We start from the raw sequence: 16,730 nt of genomic DNA, 5'->3' as shown, positions 1-16,730 counted from the left end.
TGAAAAAGGTATCAAGGCCTATGAAGAAAAAATGCAGCTTCACAGAGAAAGGTGGCTACAAAAAACAGCTAAAGAACTAGGTTATGAACTCGAACAAATTCATGCCTAGTTCTTTACGTCATTGGTACAAAAGGAGGAATCTCTAATACTAATCGAACCATCAAAAGGGCAGCAAGTAATAGGTCGGAAGGAAGCTTAAAGCATTGGGCTCTGGATCAAAATATAGGAGGTGTTTAATTCTTTATTTAACATAATGTAAATTATATAACTTATATAATAATTTGAGGCCAGCTCTGCTGGTTTACATAAAATCAGTTATGACAATTGCTGTGACATAACATTAAAGATTTTATGTTAAAGTAAACCTAGGGTTTATGATTGAATCAACTTTTTTAACATCTTTGATTTATATAAAAACTAAAAACATGGGGCTCTACGATATTCAACCTGCATACACATTACATAATTATCTATTACTTGACTGTTATCAATCATCAAGAAATCAATAGAATGAATAAAAGCATTATTGTAATACTAATTTTAATACTTGGGATCAATCAAGTAAAATCACAAAATGCCGGACAAATTGTAATCGGCACAAAACATATACTCCAGTCTAAGATTTTGAATGAAGAAAGAGGATATTGGATTAGTCTTCCTGATTCATACCATGAAAAAGGATCATCCTATAAGAGATATCCCTTGCTTATAATACTTGATGGAAATGTACACTTTAAGTCCATCTCAGGAACAGTAAACTACATGAGTTCTGATGAATATAAGAGCTGGAAAATTCCAGAGATGATCGTGGTGGGGATTCAAAATATTGATAGAAGAAGAGACTACACACCTGACAAAATCATTACAGTAAGAGAGAATAATACAGGCGGTGGAGAAAGCTTTCTAAGCTTTTTGGAAGATGAACTTTTACCTGAGTTGGATCAAAAATATAGAACTGCAGCCTATCGGATCCTTTTTGGGCATTCTTTGGGTGGTTTGTTAGCTACTCATACCTATTTAAAAGAAAAGACACTTTTCAATTCTTTTATTGCTGTTGACCCAAGCTTTGGAACATGGGATTCAGAAACGATGGACAAAAAGTTAGAAGTTGTCACTGAGAATTCATTTGAACGATTCATTTACATAGCCACTGCGAATTGGGGAAAAAGGAATATCGGAAATCGTGATCGCCATATACGATTATACGAGGCATTAAACAGCAAATGTAAAGATGAATTTCCTGCAAAGTTGGAATATTTTGAAAATGAAGACCATAGTTCAGTTCCAATCATTGCTTTTCATAATGGAATCTCTGCAATTTTTGAAGGTTATGGGATTTCCTATAGAGATGTGAAAAGTATAGGTCAGCTAACTCGACATTTTCAATCTCTTTCTAAGCGACTATCTTGGGATCTCAGCCCACCAGAGTACCTTGTGAATCAAATAGGCTATAGATTCCTCAGAAGTAGTCTTGAAAGTGATAAGCCAAAGGCTTTGGAATTCTTTATCTTGAATACTGATAACTATCCCAACTCATTTAATGCTTATGATAGCTTGGGAGATGCATATGAATCACTGGGAAATAACAAAAAAGCAATCGAAAATTATAAAAAATCGCTAGAACTCAATCCCAATAATGAACACGCTAAAATGAAAATTGATCACTTGAACAAGCAATAAGACCTACGCTTGATAATAACTAAGTATTCATGTGGTATGAACTTCCTCCTTGGGTGTAAATACCCCTGCCAAGCATAGTTAAAACCTCCCTTCACTAAACTAATTTGGCGCTTAGAGGTCTGAACGACTAGGTTCCTATGACTACTTTCCTGAGAATCTAAAATTTCCTTTTGAGTTTAATTGGTTAGTTCCAAGTCAACACCGGGATGAAGACTTGGAACAGTTATAGCATACAAAAACTTCGCCTCCCTGCTCAAGTCCGCCAGACAGTTGTTCATCCTTAAATTACTCAAAAAAGTACTGCACTAGTAGCTTGATCTTCCTCCCTCCTATTGCAGTCTGCTTCTTTTGAATTCTTTTAAAATTTGAAAAGCAATTATAAACTGAACTAAATGCCCCTCAGGATCAAAACCCATTAAAAAAAATAATTTCAACATCATTAAAATGTATTTTAAATAATTTTTTCATATATTCAAATACTAATTTTTGCACTTCAATTAAATCTTCTTTAACCTTAATCTTTTACTATAATGAAATATTTCACTAAACTTTTGCTTTTTGCTTTTGTTGTATTTTTGTTTTCATGTACTAATGATGAAACACCAAGTTCAGACAATTCAGTTGTTGGAACCTGGGATTTGACTGGTATGGTTTACACGGGTACTTCCACCACTACTTTTGAAGAAATGGAATTCCCCAGCAGCTTTGAGGGTATGGCTACTGATATGGACTGTTCTCTGGAATTTAAAGATTCTCCACAGACCTTCGTTTCCGAAGGTTCTTATACTATCAACCTGAAAACAGAAATATTCGGTCAGGTAAGTGAATATAATTTACGTATGGAGGGATTTATGGAAAGCGGCCCTTATGAATTAAAGGATGGGCAGCTGATTGTTACTCCTTCCGATGGAGTTCCAGATGCCGCTAAAATCGTTTCTCTTACCGACAATGAAATGGTTTTAACCTATGCCGAAACCATGGAACAAAGCATGGATGGTGCGGTAAATTCAACTACTATTGATGGTATTTTCACCTTCAGAAGGAAATAGCTTATTCTAACCAAAATCATGGTGGCTAGCCGGTGTTATTGCTGAAAGGGGATGTTCCAATTTTCATGGATTATGATCCTCTGAACTGGCAACGACTGATTTTCCAAACTAGGAGTAGTCGATGACTACACCTAGTTTGGAATTTTTAATTCCAGTAAGCGGGAGATATTATTTTTAAAATGATTAAATTAAATATGGTAAAATATTCCTCATCATGCTACATCCGTCCGTACAGAAAATTCTTGATAGAAATAAAGAAATTGGTTGTTTTGGCCAGATATGGAGATTAATCATTTTTATAATAGCAATAGTTGTAATAATATTCATTATTGGTAGAATCAATGCACAATTTTAATCTGTGATTTGATCCATTAACAAATTGGATTTTTTTAGATACCTACCAAATGTCTTTCTTTACATCTATCCATATAGCGTTTTGGTTGCTGAACTTGAGGCCCCTGAGCTTGTTGAAGGCTCAAAACATCTAAGACAATGGAAATACTTCATCCGTAATCTCATTTCTTTTATACGGTATTTAAATTCCAAAGACATTTAAACTTAATCGTTCCATTCAGATCTTTTTTAAAGCCTTGGTATAGAAAAGCAGCTTCAATACCCGATGCTTTGTCTTTCATTTACTTTCAAAAAGTAACGTTCAATTTTCAAAACAATATTTTTCTTGTAAATAAAATTTACTGTTCATTTTTTCATCTTGGTAAAAACTTCTATTTTTAAACAAATAACCTTTTTAATTTAATTCTATGAACAAGTCCTATTTAATGATTCTGGCAATAATATTAATCACAGTATATTCTTGTCAAGAAAAACATAAGACCCTTGGGGATTTCAAACTATTGCCAACTCCACAAGAATTTCAAATCTCTGGAGTCAGTGAACTTAAGAGTAATGATATCAACAGCTATTATAGCTTGAACCATGAAAAACTCCCGAAATCTTCCTTATCCGCATCATTGACTAAATCAAAAGCTGCACCTGAAGCCGCAATTGTTTTTGAAATTGACAACTCATTAGGACTGGTAGAAGGAGGATATAAAATGAGCATTGGCAAGGATCAGGTAAGTATCCATGCCCAAGACGAGGCTGGTTTATTGTATGCTTTTGAAAGCTTGCAACAGCTGTGTCTGGACGCTAGTGAACAAAATACAAACCTTCCGGAATGTTCTATCACTGATTATCCTGAACTGGCATATAGGTCCATCCATTTAGACATCAAACACCATAGGGAAACACTTGAATATTATTATGCCCTCATAGACAAGCTGGCACATTATAAAGTCAATGGTATTATATTGGAATTTGAGGATAAATTAAAGTATGAGCAACAGCCTATAATTGCCTCAGCAGATGCTTTTTCTATTGAAGAATGGAAGAAATTAAGTGATTATGCCAATGAAAGGCATATTGAAATCAGTCCACTGATCCAAGGTCTGGGTCATGCCTCATTTATCCTAAAACATGATAAATATAAAGATTTAAGAGATGACCCTAAAAGTGACTGGGCATTTAATCCTCTCGATGAAAAAACCTATGAAGTCCAATTTGATCTCTATGAAGATGCCCTAAAAGCAACACCACACGGCAAATACCTACATATTGGTGGAGATGAAGTACATACCAATGGAAGAAACAGTGGTAAATCTGCTTTAGAGCTTCAACTTGTCTGGCTGAACAGGGTAACTGAGTTTGCCGAAAAGCATAATAGAATTCCAATTTTTTGGGATGATATGCCACTCAAAAATGCTGGGGTATATGGACCTACACACGATGCAAAGTACAGCAAAGAGGAAACCGATTCTTTATGGAAAGCAAACGGTCCTAAGTTGGAGGCTTTTTTGGAACAATTTCCAAAAAACTGTATTTATATGAGGTGGAGCTACATGAATCCTGAACTCTATGGGAATAAGAAAGCCATGCAATGGTTTACGGATAATGGCCTTCAAGTAATGGGAGCTACTGCCGGCCAAACCCGTTGGGTACTTATGCCTCAGAATGAAAGTAATATTGGCCCAATCAGATCCTTTGCCCTATCCTCCATAAAAAATAATCTAGGGAGGTTATTGTTGACACTTTGGGATGATGATTCTCCTCATTTTGAACTTTATAACAGGGGGATTTTGGCCTTTGCCGAATATTCTTGGGCAGGAGATAAAACCACCATTGCAGACATGAAATCCCTTTACAGAAGACGGGATTTAGCCAACGCATTGGCAGACGAATCCTTTGCCTTTATCGATTCGCTGGAAGGTCCTGTTTCTTTCTGGAAAAACGCTTTGCTTCAAGGAAATAAGCGCAATTACCTGATGCGATCCGATAATCCAAAAGAAGCTGGAGTGATTGCCTTACCTAATTCGGATAACCCTGGAGAATGGACAACTGCTAACCAAGAAAGATTAAAGCAAGCAGAAGAAGTGGCAATAATTACTTCTAAGCTCAAAAAGAAAATAGAGACTCTCAAATCAAAAACCTTGCGAAATCACTACACTTTGGAGGTTTATGAACAGGTTAATAACCTGGTTCATTTTTCTACCAATTCATTGATACTACTAAGAAATTACGATATGGCCAAAACCAATGAAGAGCGAGAGGCCTCCAAAAGAGATTTAATGGGATTATCGGATGAATTCAACAACTTGAAAAATGAATTGGAAACAGTATATAGCAAAACAAGGGTACTTTATAAACCTGATAATTATATCCTGGATCAAGATCACCATGTTCACTTGGCCAATCAGTCCATTAATTTTGACTGGCAATTCTATGCTGAGATGCTATTTCTAGAAAAATTGTCCGAACAATTTAACAAATAATTCCTTCAGTATTTTAATTGAGACAAAAGGGGGGGAATATTGTAAAATTCTACCCCTTTTGTTTTTTCAACAAACCTTCTATTAGGTATCTGAGATTGCCGCGTCTCAGGCTCCTCTCAATTACGATTAATTCACTGCTTTGCTGAAAGCCTGGAACATCCTGGTAATACAGATAAAGAAACTTATATTTCAATTTCTTAATGAAATATGAAAAACATACGGAAATCATTTTGACCTTAGAAGATTTACAAAGAATCACCCTAAAAAGCCAAGGATTACTCCAATACTCTCCATTCGGAAAAGGGAAAAAGGCAGTGCTCAATACCTTGGAACATCTTGGATATTTACAGATTGATACTCTTTCCATTGTGGAGCGTGCCCACCACCATACCTTGTATACCAGAATTCCTGATTATAAAACGGAACATTTAGATAGATTGGTTAAAGAAGCCAAAGTGTTTGAGTATTGGTTTCATGCCGCCTCTTACCTCCCAATGAGGGATTTTCGTTTTGCTCTTCCTCAAATGTTGGCAGTCAAAGGAGATAAGTCACATTACTATAATGCAGACCCCAAAGTCATGCAATATGTCATGGAAACCGTTCGTGAGGAAGGTCCCAAAAAAGCTAGAGACTTTGAAAGCAAAAGTAAAAAACCAGGCAGTTGGTGGAATTGGAAACCAACCAAGGTAGCGCTTGAAAGGCTCTTTATGCAAGGCGATTTGATGATTTGTGAACGGAATGGAATGCAAAAAACCTATGATATTACCGAAAGGGTACTGCCTGATAATATTGATTTGACAGTACCAAGCCCAATGGAGTTTGCTGAATATTTGGTAAAAACCTATTTGCGCGCTTATGGATTCACCAGCATAAAACAAATCACCCACCTTAAAAAAGGGAAAACGCTTAGGAACAATGTCCAAGATGTTTTGGCATCCATGCTCGAGGAAGGCTCCGTACAAAAAGTCGAAATAGAAGGTTTATCTCCGCTGTTCTTACAAAGTGATTTAATGAATAAATCATTCACAAAAAAGGGTAAAAAATTACACTTGCTATCTCCTTTTGATAATTTCATTATTCATCGTGACCGCATCCAACAACTTTTTGACTTTGATTTTCGGCTTGAATGCTATACTCCAAAAGAGAAAAGACAATTCGGTTATTTTTGTTTGCCCATCTTATTTGGATCCCAATTTATAGGCAGAGTGGACTGTAAAGCACATAGAAAAGAGCAGGAATTTGAGATCATACATCTTCATATTGAAAACAAGGATATAGACCTTGAATTATGGTTAGAACCTTTTGTGGAATCCATAAGGCGGTTCGCCGTTTTTAACGGTTGTATATCCTTGAAGTTAACAAAAGTAAGTCCGTCAAAATTAACCCCTGTCTTAAAACGAGCATTGAACAATGAGGGAGAATAAAGCAACTAAAAGGGATTGGAATGATGTGAACAAATACATGTACATATCCCTAGCTTATTTGCTTATCCTGTTTAAATATTATCATGCTTTCTTTTTGAATACGCTTTCTGGAAGTGGTACATATTCTTTATCATCATAGGGAATTTTTGGGAAGGCCTCTAAATTTTGCTTTTTCCAATTCTCTTTGGCCTTTTCTAAAACAGCTTTATCTGTATTTACAAAATTCCAGAACATGAAGTGTTCCTCTTCAAAAGGCTCCCCTCCAAAAAGGTATAGGGTGGTTTCGCCATTGGTTTGAAATTCGCACAATGAGGCGTTTTTTGCAATAAGTAGTTGTCTGCTATCAAAATCGGTATTTTCAATCTTCACCGTTCCCTCTAAAATGTACATTCCTACCTCTCCGAAAAGGTGCTCACCAATATTTATTTTTTGTGCTGTTTTTGTTTTTATTTCAACAAAATATAAGGGACTGTTTGCCGGAACAGGCGACTTCCTATCTTTTATCTCACCCGCAATCAACTTATAGGCAACTTGTTCCTCTTCCCAATGTGGAATATCTTCTTTGCCAAAGTGAAAAAATGATGGTTCAGTTTGTTCAAGGTGCTTTGGCAAACCAATCCATATCTGAAATCCGTGAAGATATTTATCCTCTTTTCTTAAATATTCAGGTGTTCTTTCTGAATGTACCACTCCTTTTCCCGCAGTCATCCAATTGACTTCACCAGGTTTAATCTCTATGGCATTTCCCAAGCTATCTCTATGAAAAATTGCCCCATCAAATAAGTAAGTAAGTGTAGAAAGTCCAATATGCGGATGAGGTGGAACATCTAGGTTTTGATGCTCCTTCAAACAGGCCGGTCCCATATGGTCAATAAATACAAAAGGTCCAACTGTTCTCTTTTGTCGAAATGGGAGCAGCCTGCCTACTATAAAGTTCCCAATACTAGCCGCTTTTTCTTCTATTATAAGCCCTACGTTTGATTGCATATTCAACTAATATTAAACTTGATAATCTTCCCTGTTAAAATAGGAAAAGAAATAAGAACATTGCCACCTTTGTTAATCAAGTTATTCTAATTAACTAAAATAGCTATAAAATCAAGGCGTCTGCCGAATGAAGTAATCCATTCTCATAACTATCTGTAATTAATCAATATTTGAGATATGATTAGCACAAAATAAAATAGGCACCTTAGACACCGAAAGTAAATAGTAGCAGCAGTAAGAATGGAATAGATCTCTGCTCATTTAAGTCAGAAGACTATTGATATTAAGGTATAAGTCAGCACGACTCTGAAAATTTATTTCATAAATAGTTTTTCTAATAGGAGGTTGTTTATCCACAAGGCGGATCGCGTTGACTTATGACAATTTGATTTCCTTAATTGGGAGGTATCTGCCATGCTTGAAAATACAGGCTTGACAGAGACTGCGGCAACCATTTCTTTAATTTGGGATTTCCATATCGCAGGCTCCTAACAATGACAAAATTAAGATTCCAATTAATTTCTGATTTAAGCCAACTTGGTTGACTGGTCTTCCGGCTCTTTTTTTTAAGTTTGCGGAATTAAAATGCTTTTGCCATTCGTTTTTGACCCTAATCTATGTTTTTAACCATTATCTCAGAGATCAGTACCACTTCTTGGATTCTAAGTTTTTTAGCCGCTTTTGTAATCGGACTGTCCAAAGCCGGCATCAAAGGAATAGCGGTCATCAATGTGATTTTTATGGCCATAGCCTTTGAAGCTAAACAATCCACTGGCATCGTATTGCCCCTTTTGGTGGTGGCAGATGTGTTTGCGGTGATCTATTATAATCGACATACCCAATGGAAATACGTGGCCAAATTTCTTCCCTGGATGATATTGGGAATTGTGCTGGGAAGTTGGTTTGGTATGGACCTACCAGAGCAGGCCTTTAAAATCTGTATGGCCATTATCATCTTCCTTACCGTTGCTTTTATCGTTTGGTGGGATCAAAAAAAGGTCAAAAATGTCCCCACTCACTGGACTTTTGCAAGCGGCGTCGGAACCTTGGCTGGCTTTACTACCATGGTGGGTAACTTGGCTGGCCCAATTTCCAATATTTACTTTTTAGCCATGAGACTGCCCAAAAATCAATTTATAGGAACAGCAGCCTGGCTTTTTATGATTATCAATGTGTTCAAATTACCCTTTCATTTCTTTATCTGGAACACCATAACAGCAGAAACACTCCTACTCGATCTGAAATTGATTCCAGGAATAATCCTCGGATTTATACTAGGAATCAAGATCGTTAAAATGATCGATGATGCCTTTTTTAGAAAAATGATTTTGGTGTTAACAGCCCTGGGAGCATTTATTATTATGTTTAAATAATGACTTTTATTTACTAGGTCTAGCATAAGCCGTTATACTGGGCGTAGCATATGCTACACCCAGTAATAATTTACTCATTACACCCAGTAATAATTAAATCACTACCCCCAGTTTCAGCCTTTAAACCTCAAAATTGTATTCCTCCATAATAGGCTTTGAAGTACTTATTGAAATCCGATTCCAGCTGTTGATAGTAACTATAGCCATAATTATCTGTGCTATATAATTCCCATCAAACTGTTCCATGGCTTTCTCGTAGGTTTCATCCGTAAGACCATTCTGATGTATCAAGGTTATTTCCTCTGTCATTTGGATGATCAGTTTTTCCTCCTCGCTAAACAGACCAGACTCTTTCCAGGCATTGAGTAAAAATAGTCTTTGCTGTGTCTCTCCATCGCGCAATGCTTCTTTTGTATGCATATCTATACAAAAGGCACAGCCGTTTAATTGCGAGGCTCTTATATAGATCAAATGCTTATGACGGATATCTAAACTACTCATTTTTAAATAGTTTTCCAGCCTAAACATGCCTTTATAAGCATCAGGTGTTATTGATTCAATCTGAATTCTGCTTTTCATAGTATCTGTTGTTTTTGTCTATGACAAAGCTATTGTGCCTGATAATGATAAGTCCTTAAACTGGTTTAAGAAAGTTGTTTCCTACGTATTTCACTCACATATTCTGGCGTTAATCCCAAATAGGAAGCGATCAGGTATTGGGGTACCCGCTGTTCGAAATCAGGAAAGTTTCTAGTAAAATGTAAATAGATCTCTTCCTTTGACAGTTCAAATTGGTACTTTATTCTCATTAATGAGGCTCCATAGGCTATCTGGAGCATTTTTCTAAAATACTTTTCCAGTTTTGGAAACCTTTCGAGAAGTTGTTCCTGGCTTGAATTATCGATGCTCAGCACGGTGGTGGGTTCTACCGATTGGATAAAAAATTCCGTTTTTTGGTTCTTTCCTACTGCCAAATAATCCGTAATCCACCAATTTTCTATGGCAAATTGGACGGTCTGCTTGGAGCCATTTGCATCGATAAAGTACATGTTCAAGCAACCACTCAACACAAAAAATTGCTTATCACATGGTGTATCGGCAAACATCAAATGCTCCTTTTTCCTTAATTTGAGGGTTTTGAATGCAGCGAGGATTTCTTCAAAATCATCTTCGCTTATATCGGTGAACTGATTTATATGACGATATAAAGGATGCATGGTATGGGTATTGTTCTGATTCATCTATTATAAATTTAATAACGATCCCATATATTCCATGCTACTCCCCTCTCATTTTATGAATACAATGCTAACCCGTGTTTGTAACGCGGGTTACTAAATCAAAGTATTTGAAATGCGGCTATTGATCCATTACTTGGCGTAGCATATGCTACGCCAAGTAATGGTAATGCATTTGAAATGCGGTTGTTTAATTATTGAAAAATGTGTTAAAAACGCTAGAATTTAAAAAGTCCTTGTTGCAAGCGAGGACTAAGTATTGTATCAGCTTAAGCTAATGCTTCCTTCAAAGCCTTGGCGGCAGCGGCAGGATCTTCCGCACCATAAATGGCCGCTCCAGCTACGGCAACTACCGCTCCGGATTTTTTTACTCCTTCAATGCTGTTCATATTTACTCCACCGGCAATGGACACAGGTACCCCTGCCCTGCTGGCTTCATCGATCAATACCTGAATGGAATAACCAGGCTCAGCCTGTTCATCCAAACCTGCATGCAACTCCACAAATTCTGCTCCCAGCGCAATCACTTCCTTGGCACGCTTCACGCGGTCCTTCACCCCAATGGTATCCACTACCACTCCTTTATTGTACTTTTTGGCCGCTTCCACAGCTCCAGCAATCGTTGAATCTCCCGTAGCACCTAAAATGGTGATATAATCCGCACCAGCTTCGAATGCCATTTGTGCTTCCAAGGCACCAGCATCGGCTGTTTTAAAATCAGCAAATACTTTTTTATTTGGAAAGGCAGCTTTCATAGCAGTAATGGCTCCTAGGCCTTCACTCTTTATCAAGGGAGTTCCCAATTCTATAATATCAATATAGGGAGCCACTTTGGTGGCCAAGGCGATGGCATCTTCTGTCTTCAACAAATCAATGGCTACTTGTAATTTTGTCATAATGTGTGATAAGTTTTAAATGATAATATTAATCTAAATATGCTTATTCCATATTGGCGTGGCGCTTCCACAGTTCTTCCGCAGTACTACCTCCCTCCTTCCATAAATGCTGGATAAGTGCATCGAAAACCAATAAAAAGGACTGTTCAAATAAACTTCCTGCATACTGAGCAGATATATTTCCATCGTGATCTTGCTTACCCGCTGCAGGGATTATGATAGTATATTGTGCCAATTGTGCCAATGCGGATTCATTATTGGTCGTAAAGCCAATAACCTTTGCATGGTGATTATAAGCTGTTTCTGCAGCCTTTACAATAGAAGAAGTAGTACCGGAACCGGAGACAGCTATCAATACATCTCCACTACCTATTGCAGGTGTGGTCGTCTCTCCAACAACATGCACCGAATAGCCCAAATGCATCAGGCGCATGGCAGCTGCCTTCACCATAAATCCTGTCCTTCCAGCACCAATCAAAAAGATATGCTCTGCTTCTAGTAATACAGGGATAATAGTGTTCACCGATTCAAATTGAAGTTTATTAGATAAGTCCACATGTTCTTTGATGATCAAATCAAAGGCCTCCCGAATGCCATTGGTTTCGATAGCTGTTTCCATATTCTTACTCTTTACTAATTTCTTTGGCTCGAATTGATTAAGTAAATCTTGGATACAAAACTAGGTTGCACAGCTGGTACTGTTTGTACACTATTTGACAGATGTGTGGTACAATTAGCCCAATCCTATAAAACCTTGGGTGATATTCGCTATTTTTGTGGTACTATTTGGAAAAAGATAAAAACCCTGATAAAACAAGTATATGCTGAGTGATAAGGTAATCTATATTCGAAATCTTGATAACTGTCCACCTTCTTATCTGGATGATCCTGGAAGAAAGGAGTTCTTTGAGGTAGTCTGGCTCAAGGATGAAGATGCACTTCATGAACCTCAGCATAGTTTCCAGACCCTGCGGGGAGATTGGATTTACCTCATTCCCCCATATCGAGTTCACCAGTTAAATAAAGCTGGAAAAAAAGGCTTACTGATTTCCTTCAAAAGAGAATTATTGGAGGGCGACCTAAAGGAGTTTTTACTGGATGTCTTCCGGATTTTCAATATTCAAGGAGAATTTTCTTGCCTACAGGTCAATGAAGAAAGCTCAAGAAAACTGAATACCATTTTTGACCTGATGAATGAAGAATACAAACAACCAGTATTGAATCTCACCATGATAAAGGCACTGCTTAAAGTATTTTTACTTCAGTTGATACAATTGAAAGAGCAGCATTTTACCTTGCAGGATATCAATGAGAAGCGCATCTATGAGTTTATGATTTTATTAGAGACGAATTACTTAGAGGAGCGTACAGCTGAATTTTATGCGGATAAACTGGGAATAAGCGGTAAGAGGCTTAACCAGATATTGAGGGAAAAATTGAATAAAACGGGGATGCAATTGATCCATGACCGGGTATTGCTGGAGGCCAAAAGACAGATCATCCATAGCGAAAATACCATCAAAGAAATTGCCTTTAACCTAGGATTTAAGGACAGGTCCTATTTTAGCCGTTTCTTCAAACTACATGCAGGGCAAACACCGCAGGAGTTCCAGTTAAACGTTAGGAACCATATTGATAATTATGATAATACCCTAATTAACTAACCCGTTTTTGTAACTCGGGTTGTTTGATTCAAGCATTTGTAATGCGGCCATTTAAATAGAGAATAAGGCGTTGAAAACGCTGAGATTTAAAGTCCTCGTTGCAAACGAGGACTAGATTATTTGCTTACATCTTGTATCCTGGGGATTTGTAAAGAATATCCTGATTGCCATTTCCCATAATATCATTCGGATAGACCTCATCCTTCCATTCTTTTAAGGTAAAATCCTCTATGGTTACTGAATAGGATTCATCACCATAGCCAATGACTTTTTGGGCTGCTTTGATGACTTCATCTGCCAATGCTTGCTTTTGCGCTTCAGTTTTACCTTCTAACAGCTTTATTTGAATATGAGGCATAGCTTTTATCTTAGATAGTCTTCATCTGAAACCTTTTCCATCCATTTCACCACTTCCCCTTTTACTTCTTCCTGAATGGCTATATGACTCATGGCTTTATTTGCGGATGCTCCATGCCAATGCTTTTCTCCTGGCTCAAACCAGACGATATCACCAGGACGGATCTCTTCTATGGGACCTCCCTCCTTTTGGACCCAACCTAAACCTGACTGCACAATTAAGATTTGCCTAGCGGGATGGGTATGCCAGGCAGTTCTAGCCCCAGGTTCAAAGGTTACCAAGGCCCCTGCAGCCTTGGTAGTATTCTCTTTTTGGTTGAATAGTGGATCAATTCTTACTGCCCCTGTAAACCAATCTTCAGGCCCTTTCACTGAATTGAGTTGATCTTTTTTTATGATTTCCATAGTTCAGACTTTTAGTAATTTCATTTACCTGAGTATACTGGAAAAACACTAGCTTCCCCATAATTTTCTATTTGCTCCATATTTTGAAGGATTTCCATATCATCCTTACTGATTTCAAAATCCAAATCTGCATTGCCCTTCATATGTGCAGGATTGGCAGTTTTTGGCAAAGGAAGCATGCCTAGTTGCAAATCATAGCGAATCCCTAATTGTGGAACGCTAACTTTATATTTTTGAGCCATTTTAATTACCTCTTCATTCTTTAAAAGCTCACCATGACCAATTGGGGAATAAGCTTCCACAAGGATTCCCTGATCTTGACAGTAATTGATCAGTTCCTTTGGCGTATTGCTAATATGAGCCAATATTTGATTCACCATAGGCTTGATAGAGCAAGTATCGAGAATGTTTTCAATATCAGCTTCTTTAAAATTAGAAAGTCCAATGGCTTTCAGTTTGCCTGCTTTATAAGCATCCTCCAAAGCCCTCCATGCTTCTTGGTTTCCTTTGAGATGGCGATCATCTTGGCCAAATTCCGCCCAAGGCTGGGGACTGTGAATAATCATCAAATCAATATAGTCAAGTCCCAATTTATTAAGTGACTCATCGATTCCTGCTACGGCTTCCTCATATGTTTTTGTTTCTGCTGCCAGCTTAGTGGTCACGAACAGCTCTTCACGCATTAGACCACTATCTTTAATTCCCCTTCCTACGCCTACTTCATTTCCATAAGCCTGGGCGGTGTCTATATGCCTATAGCCCAATTTTACGGCTTCTTTTACTGCTTCTACCACTTCCTCGTCTCCAATAAACCAGGTACCTAATCCCAATTTAGGGATTTCAACTCCATTGGATAAAGTGAATTTTTCTTGTATAATCATTATTTATTTTAGTTTTAAAATTTAAAATGTTGCCGCATCTATCACATATCGGTAGCGGGCTTCTTTGTTGACTACTTTTTCCCAAGCCTCATTAATCTGATTTGCCTGGATGATTTCTATTTGTGGCCGAATACCATTATCTGCACAATAGTGAATGACCTCTTGGGTTTCTGGAATCCCACCAATTAAAGAAGAATTGAAGTTTACCCTTGAAGCAGCCAAGCCCAAATTATTGAGGTTGATTTCAAATGCTTCTGGCATCCCTACATAGGTGAAATGGCCAAAAGGTTTTACGCAGGCCACATAAGGTGCTGCGTTAAATTGATAAGGAATTGTACAGATCATATAACCCAATTGCTTGGCATATGCTTTCAGGTTTTTGAAATCCTTATCTACAACGATTACCTCCTTAGCTCCCCAAGATTTTATATCAGCTGCTTTTTCTGAGGATGTGGTAAAAGCATAAACTTCAGCTCCCTTGGATACAGCCAACTTCACCGCCATATGTCCAAGTCCACCAATTCCTGCTACCCCAACCTTATCTCCTACATTCAACCGTGCATTCATTAAAGGGGAATAAGTTGTGATCCCGGCACAAAGCAAAGGTGCCGCCTCCTCAAAACTGATATGCTCAGGGATATGTACAGCAAAATGGTCCCTTACCACAATTTTATTGGAATATCCTCCTTGGGTAATACCAGTTGGTTCGGCATTAGTTGGATATCCATAGGTAAATAGAGTTTCCCCTCTTTCACAAAAATGTTCTTCACCATGGGTGCAGCTCTCGCACTCCATACAGCTGTCAACCATACATCCTACTCCTGCCCTATCACCAAGCTTAAATTTGGTGACATTTTTACCTACTGCTGCCACCACGCCTACAATCTCATGGCCAGGTACTTGAGGATAGATTTGTTGGCCCCAATGTCCTTTTTCCTGATGAATATCAGAATGGCAGATGCTCGCAAATTTGATATCAATCAGAATGTCATCGTCCCCGACAGGTCTTCGCTCAAACTCCCAAGGCATCAGCTTTCCTGATTCGTCCATTGCTGCATAGCCTCTGGTAGAAACGGTTTGCTTTAATTTTTCTTTGTTTTGTTGCTTCGAGAAAAGCTGTATAGGATTCGATAAGGTCAGCCCAGCTCCAAGCAAGGTCGATTGTTGAAGAAATGCCCTTCTAGAGCTCTCCCTCACGGTTTTTTCATTCTTCATTTTATGGATTTATTAGGTTTGATTAGGAATTTCTATTCTTTTCCTGCATCATAAATTTCATCAGATACAGCTTCCATCCATTCTACTATCCCTTTTTCAGTATTAGGAACGATATACAACTGCTGTAAACCAAATTCATGGCTTGCTCCATGCCAATGTCTGGTATTAGGCGGGCAGGTCGCCACATCTCCTTTCTCCAACTTCTGAATGGGCTCTCCTTCAATTTGGTGATAGCCCATACCATCAGTAATGATCAGGATTTGACCAGCTGGATGTGTATGCCAGTTACTACGAGCCCCTGGCTCAAAATATACATTCCCTACCAAAGTAGTCAAGGTAGAATCCATCGGAACCAAACCCTGGTTATAGGCATTTCCTGTAAAAAATTCCGATGGGCCCTTTTGACCTTTAGGGAATATGCTCTCCAAAACTTGGTCATTATGGCTTTTTGAAACCTGCTGACCACAACTTGCAGTAAGTGCTAAAAGCATTGAAAATGTAAGTAATCTTCGCATGATTATTTATATTTAAATTCAAGATCAAGGTATTGTATTTTATAACTTAGGAGATAAAGGATATCAAACCTATAATTAAGAAATTCAAATCATTCCCCATTTCACAAGACACCTTAACAGACTGTTGTTCTTATTTTTAAAAAATACAACCTCGAAATAGATTAAGATTATTTACAGAATCTTGTATCTGTATAAGGATTAGTTATGACAAGTTGTTA

Annotated in this window: 16 protein-coding genes; 6 read left to right on the top strand and 10 right to left on the bottom strand. The window is 37.8% G+C overall.

All coding sequences use genetic code 11. The features are described 5' to 3' along the window. Positions 1–510 precede the first annotated feature (510 nt). The 4 genes from KMW37_RS18750 to KMW37_RS18735 all read left to right on the top strand — a co-directional run bounded on the left by KMW37_RS18750 (position 511) and on the right by KMW37_RS18735 (position 6,981). Positions 511–1,680: an alpha/beta hydrolase-fold protein gene (locus KMW37_RS18750; RefSeq protein WP_215226184.1), complete on the top strand. Its 1,170-nt coding sequence runs from the start codon at positions 511–513 to the stop codon at positions 1,678–1,680. Between the two features lie 530 nt (positions 1,681–2,210). Continuing rightward, positions 2,211–2,729, top strand: coding sequence for a lipocalin-like domain-containing protein (locus KMW37_RS18745; RefSeq protein ID WP_215226183.1), 519 nt, complete (start codon positions 2,211–2,213; stop codon positions 2,727–2,729). Positions 2,730–3,490: 761 nt separating this feature from the next. After that, a complete protein-coding gene (locus KMW37_RS18740; RefSeq protein WP_215226182.1) occupies positions 3,491–5,557 on the top strand; it encodes a family 20 glycosylhydrolase in 2,067 nt (688 codons plus the stop codon). Between the two features lie 200 nt (positions 5,558–5,757). Further along, complete coding sequence (locus KMW37_RS18735; RefSeq protein WP_215226181.1) at positions 5,758–6,981, top strand: winged helix-turn-helix domain-containing protein; 1,224 nt, start codon at positions 5,758–5,760, stop codon at positions 6,979–6,981. An 81-nt stretch (positions 6,982–7,062) separates the two neighbouring features. On the opposite strand, the gene KMW37_RS18730 is transcribed toward KMW37_RS18735, so the two are convergent. Continuing rightward, positions 7,063–7,968 carry a pirin family protein gene (locus KMW37_RS18730; RefSeq protein WP_215226180.1) on the bottom strand — a complete coding sequence of 302 codons (906 nt, stop codon included), beginning with the start codon at positions 7,966–7,968 and terminating at the stop codon, positions 7,063–7,065. A 617-nt stretch (positions 7,969–8,585) separates the two neighbouring features. Here KMW37_RS18730 and KMW37_RS18725 point away from each other — a divergent pair. After that, positions 8,586–9,341: a sulfite exporter TauE/SafE family protein gene (locus tag KMW37_RS18725; RefSeq protein WP_215226179.1), complete on the top strand. Its 756-nt coding sequence runs from the start codon at positions 8,586–8,588 to the stop codon at positions 9,339–9,341. 120 nt (positions 9,342–9,461) lie between these two features. Here KMW37_RS18725 and KMW37_RS18720 read toward each other — a convergent pair whose 3' ends face one another. The 4 genes from KMW37_RS18720 to hxlB form a co-directional block, all read right to left on the bottom strand. Continuing rightward, positions 9,462–9,920, bottom strand: coding sequence for a carboxymuconolactone decarboxylase family protein (locus tag KMW37_RS18720; RefSeq protein ID WP_215226178.1), 459 nt, complete (start codon positions 9,918–9,920; stop codon positions 9,462–9,464). Positions 9,921–9,985: 65 nt separating this feature from the next. After that, positions 9,986–10,582, bottom strand: a complete 597-nt coding sequence (locus KMW37_RS18715; RefSeq protein ID WP_246581571.1) for a Crp/Fnr family transcriptional regulator — start codon at positions 10,580–10,582, stop codon at positions 9,986–9,988. Between the two features lie 266 nt (positions 10,583–10,848). Continuing rightward, positions 10,849–11,475 (bottom strand): 3-hexulose-6-phosphate synthase, encoded by a 627-nt coding sequence (hxlA, locus tag KMW37_RS18710; protein ID WP_215226177.1) that lies wholly within the window; start codon positions 11,473–11,475, stop codon positions 10,849–10,851. A 43-nt stretch (positions 11,476–11,518) separates the two neighbouring features. Continuing rightward, positions 11,519–12,094, bottom strand: coding sequence for a 6-phospho-3-hexuloisomerase (hxlB, locus tag KMW37_RS18705; protein ID WP_215226176.1), 576 nt, complete (start codon positions 12,092–12,094; stop codon positions 11,519–11,521). Between the two features lie 202 nt (positions 12,095–12,296). On the opposite strand from hxlB, the gene KMW37_RS18700 reads away from it, so the two are divergent. After that, positions 12,297–13,139 carry a helix-turn-helix domain-containing protein gene (locus KMW37_RS18700; RefSeq protein ID WP_215226175.1) on the top strand — a complete coding sequence of 281 codons (843 nt, stop codon included), beginning with the start codon at positions 12,297–12,299 and terminating at the stop codon, positions 13,137–13,139. A 124-nt stretch (positions 13,140–13,263) separates the two neighbouring features. Here the strand turns inward: KMW37_RS18700 and KMW37_RS18695 are convergent, their stop codons facing one another. The 5 genes from KMW37_RS18695 to KMW37_RS18675 are packed head-to-tail and all read right to left on the bottom strand — an operon-like array spanning position 13,264 to position 16,512. After that, entirely contained in the window at positions 13,264–13,497 is a 234-nt protein-coding gene (locus KMW37_RS18695; protein ID WP_215226174.1) for a tautomerase family protein, read from the bottom strand. 5 nt (positions 13,498–13,502) lie between these two features. Next, positions 13,503–13,901, bottom strand: a complete 399-nt coding sequence (locus KMW37_RS18690) for a (R)-mandelonitrile lyase (protein ID WP_215226173.1) — start codon at positions 13,899–13,901, stop codon at positions 13,503–13,505. Between the two features lie 20 nt (positions 13,902–13,921). Continuing rightward, positions 13,922–14,782: an aldo/keto reductase gene (locus tag KMW37_RS18685; protein WP_215226172.1), complete on the bottom strand. Its 861-nt coding sequence runs from the start codon at positions 14,780–14,782 to the stop codon at positions 13,922–13,924. Positions 14,783–14,803: 21 nt separating this feature from the next. Beyond that, a complete protein-coding gene (locus KMW37_RS18680; RefSeq protein WP_215226171.1) occupies positions 14,804–15,997 on the bottom strand; it encodes an NAD(P)-dependent alcohol dehydrogenase in 1,194 nt (397 codons plus the stop codon). Positions 15,998–16,029: 32 nt separating this feature from the next. Continuing rightward, entirely contained in the window at positions 16,030–16,512 is a 483-nt protein-coding gene (locus KMW37_RS18675) for a cupin domain-containing protein (RefSeq protein ID WP_246581570.1), read from the bottom strand. Positions 16,513–16,730 lie beyond the last annotated feature (218 nt).

Origin of the sequence: Echinicola shivajiensis (assembly GCF_018642165.1) — a bacterium.
Lineage (GTDB): Bacteria > Bacteroidota > Bacteroidia > Cytophagales > Cyclobacteriaceae > Echinicola > Echinicola shivajiensis.
Note: the sequence above shows the minus strand (reverse complement) of the source record. Positions and strands in the feature narration are given on the sequence as shown.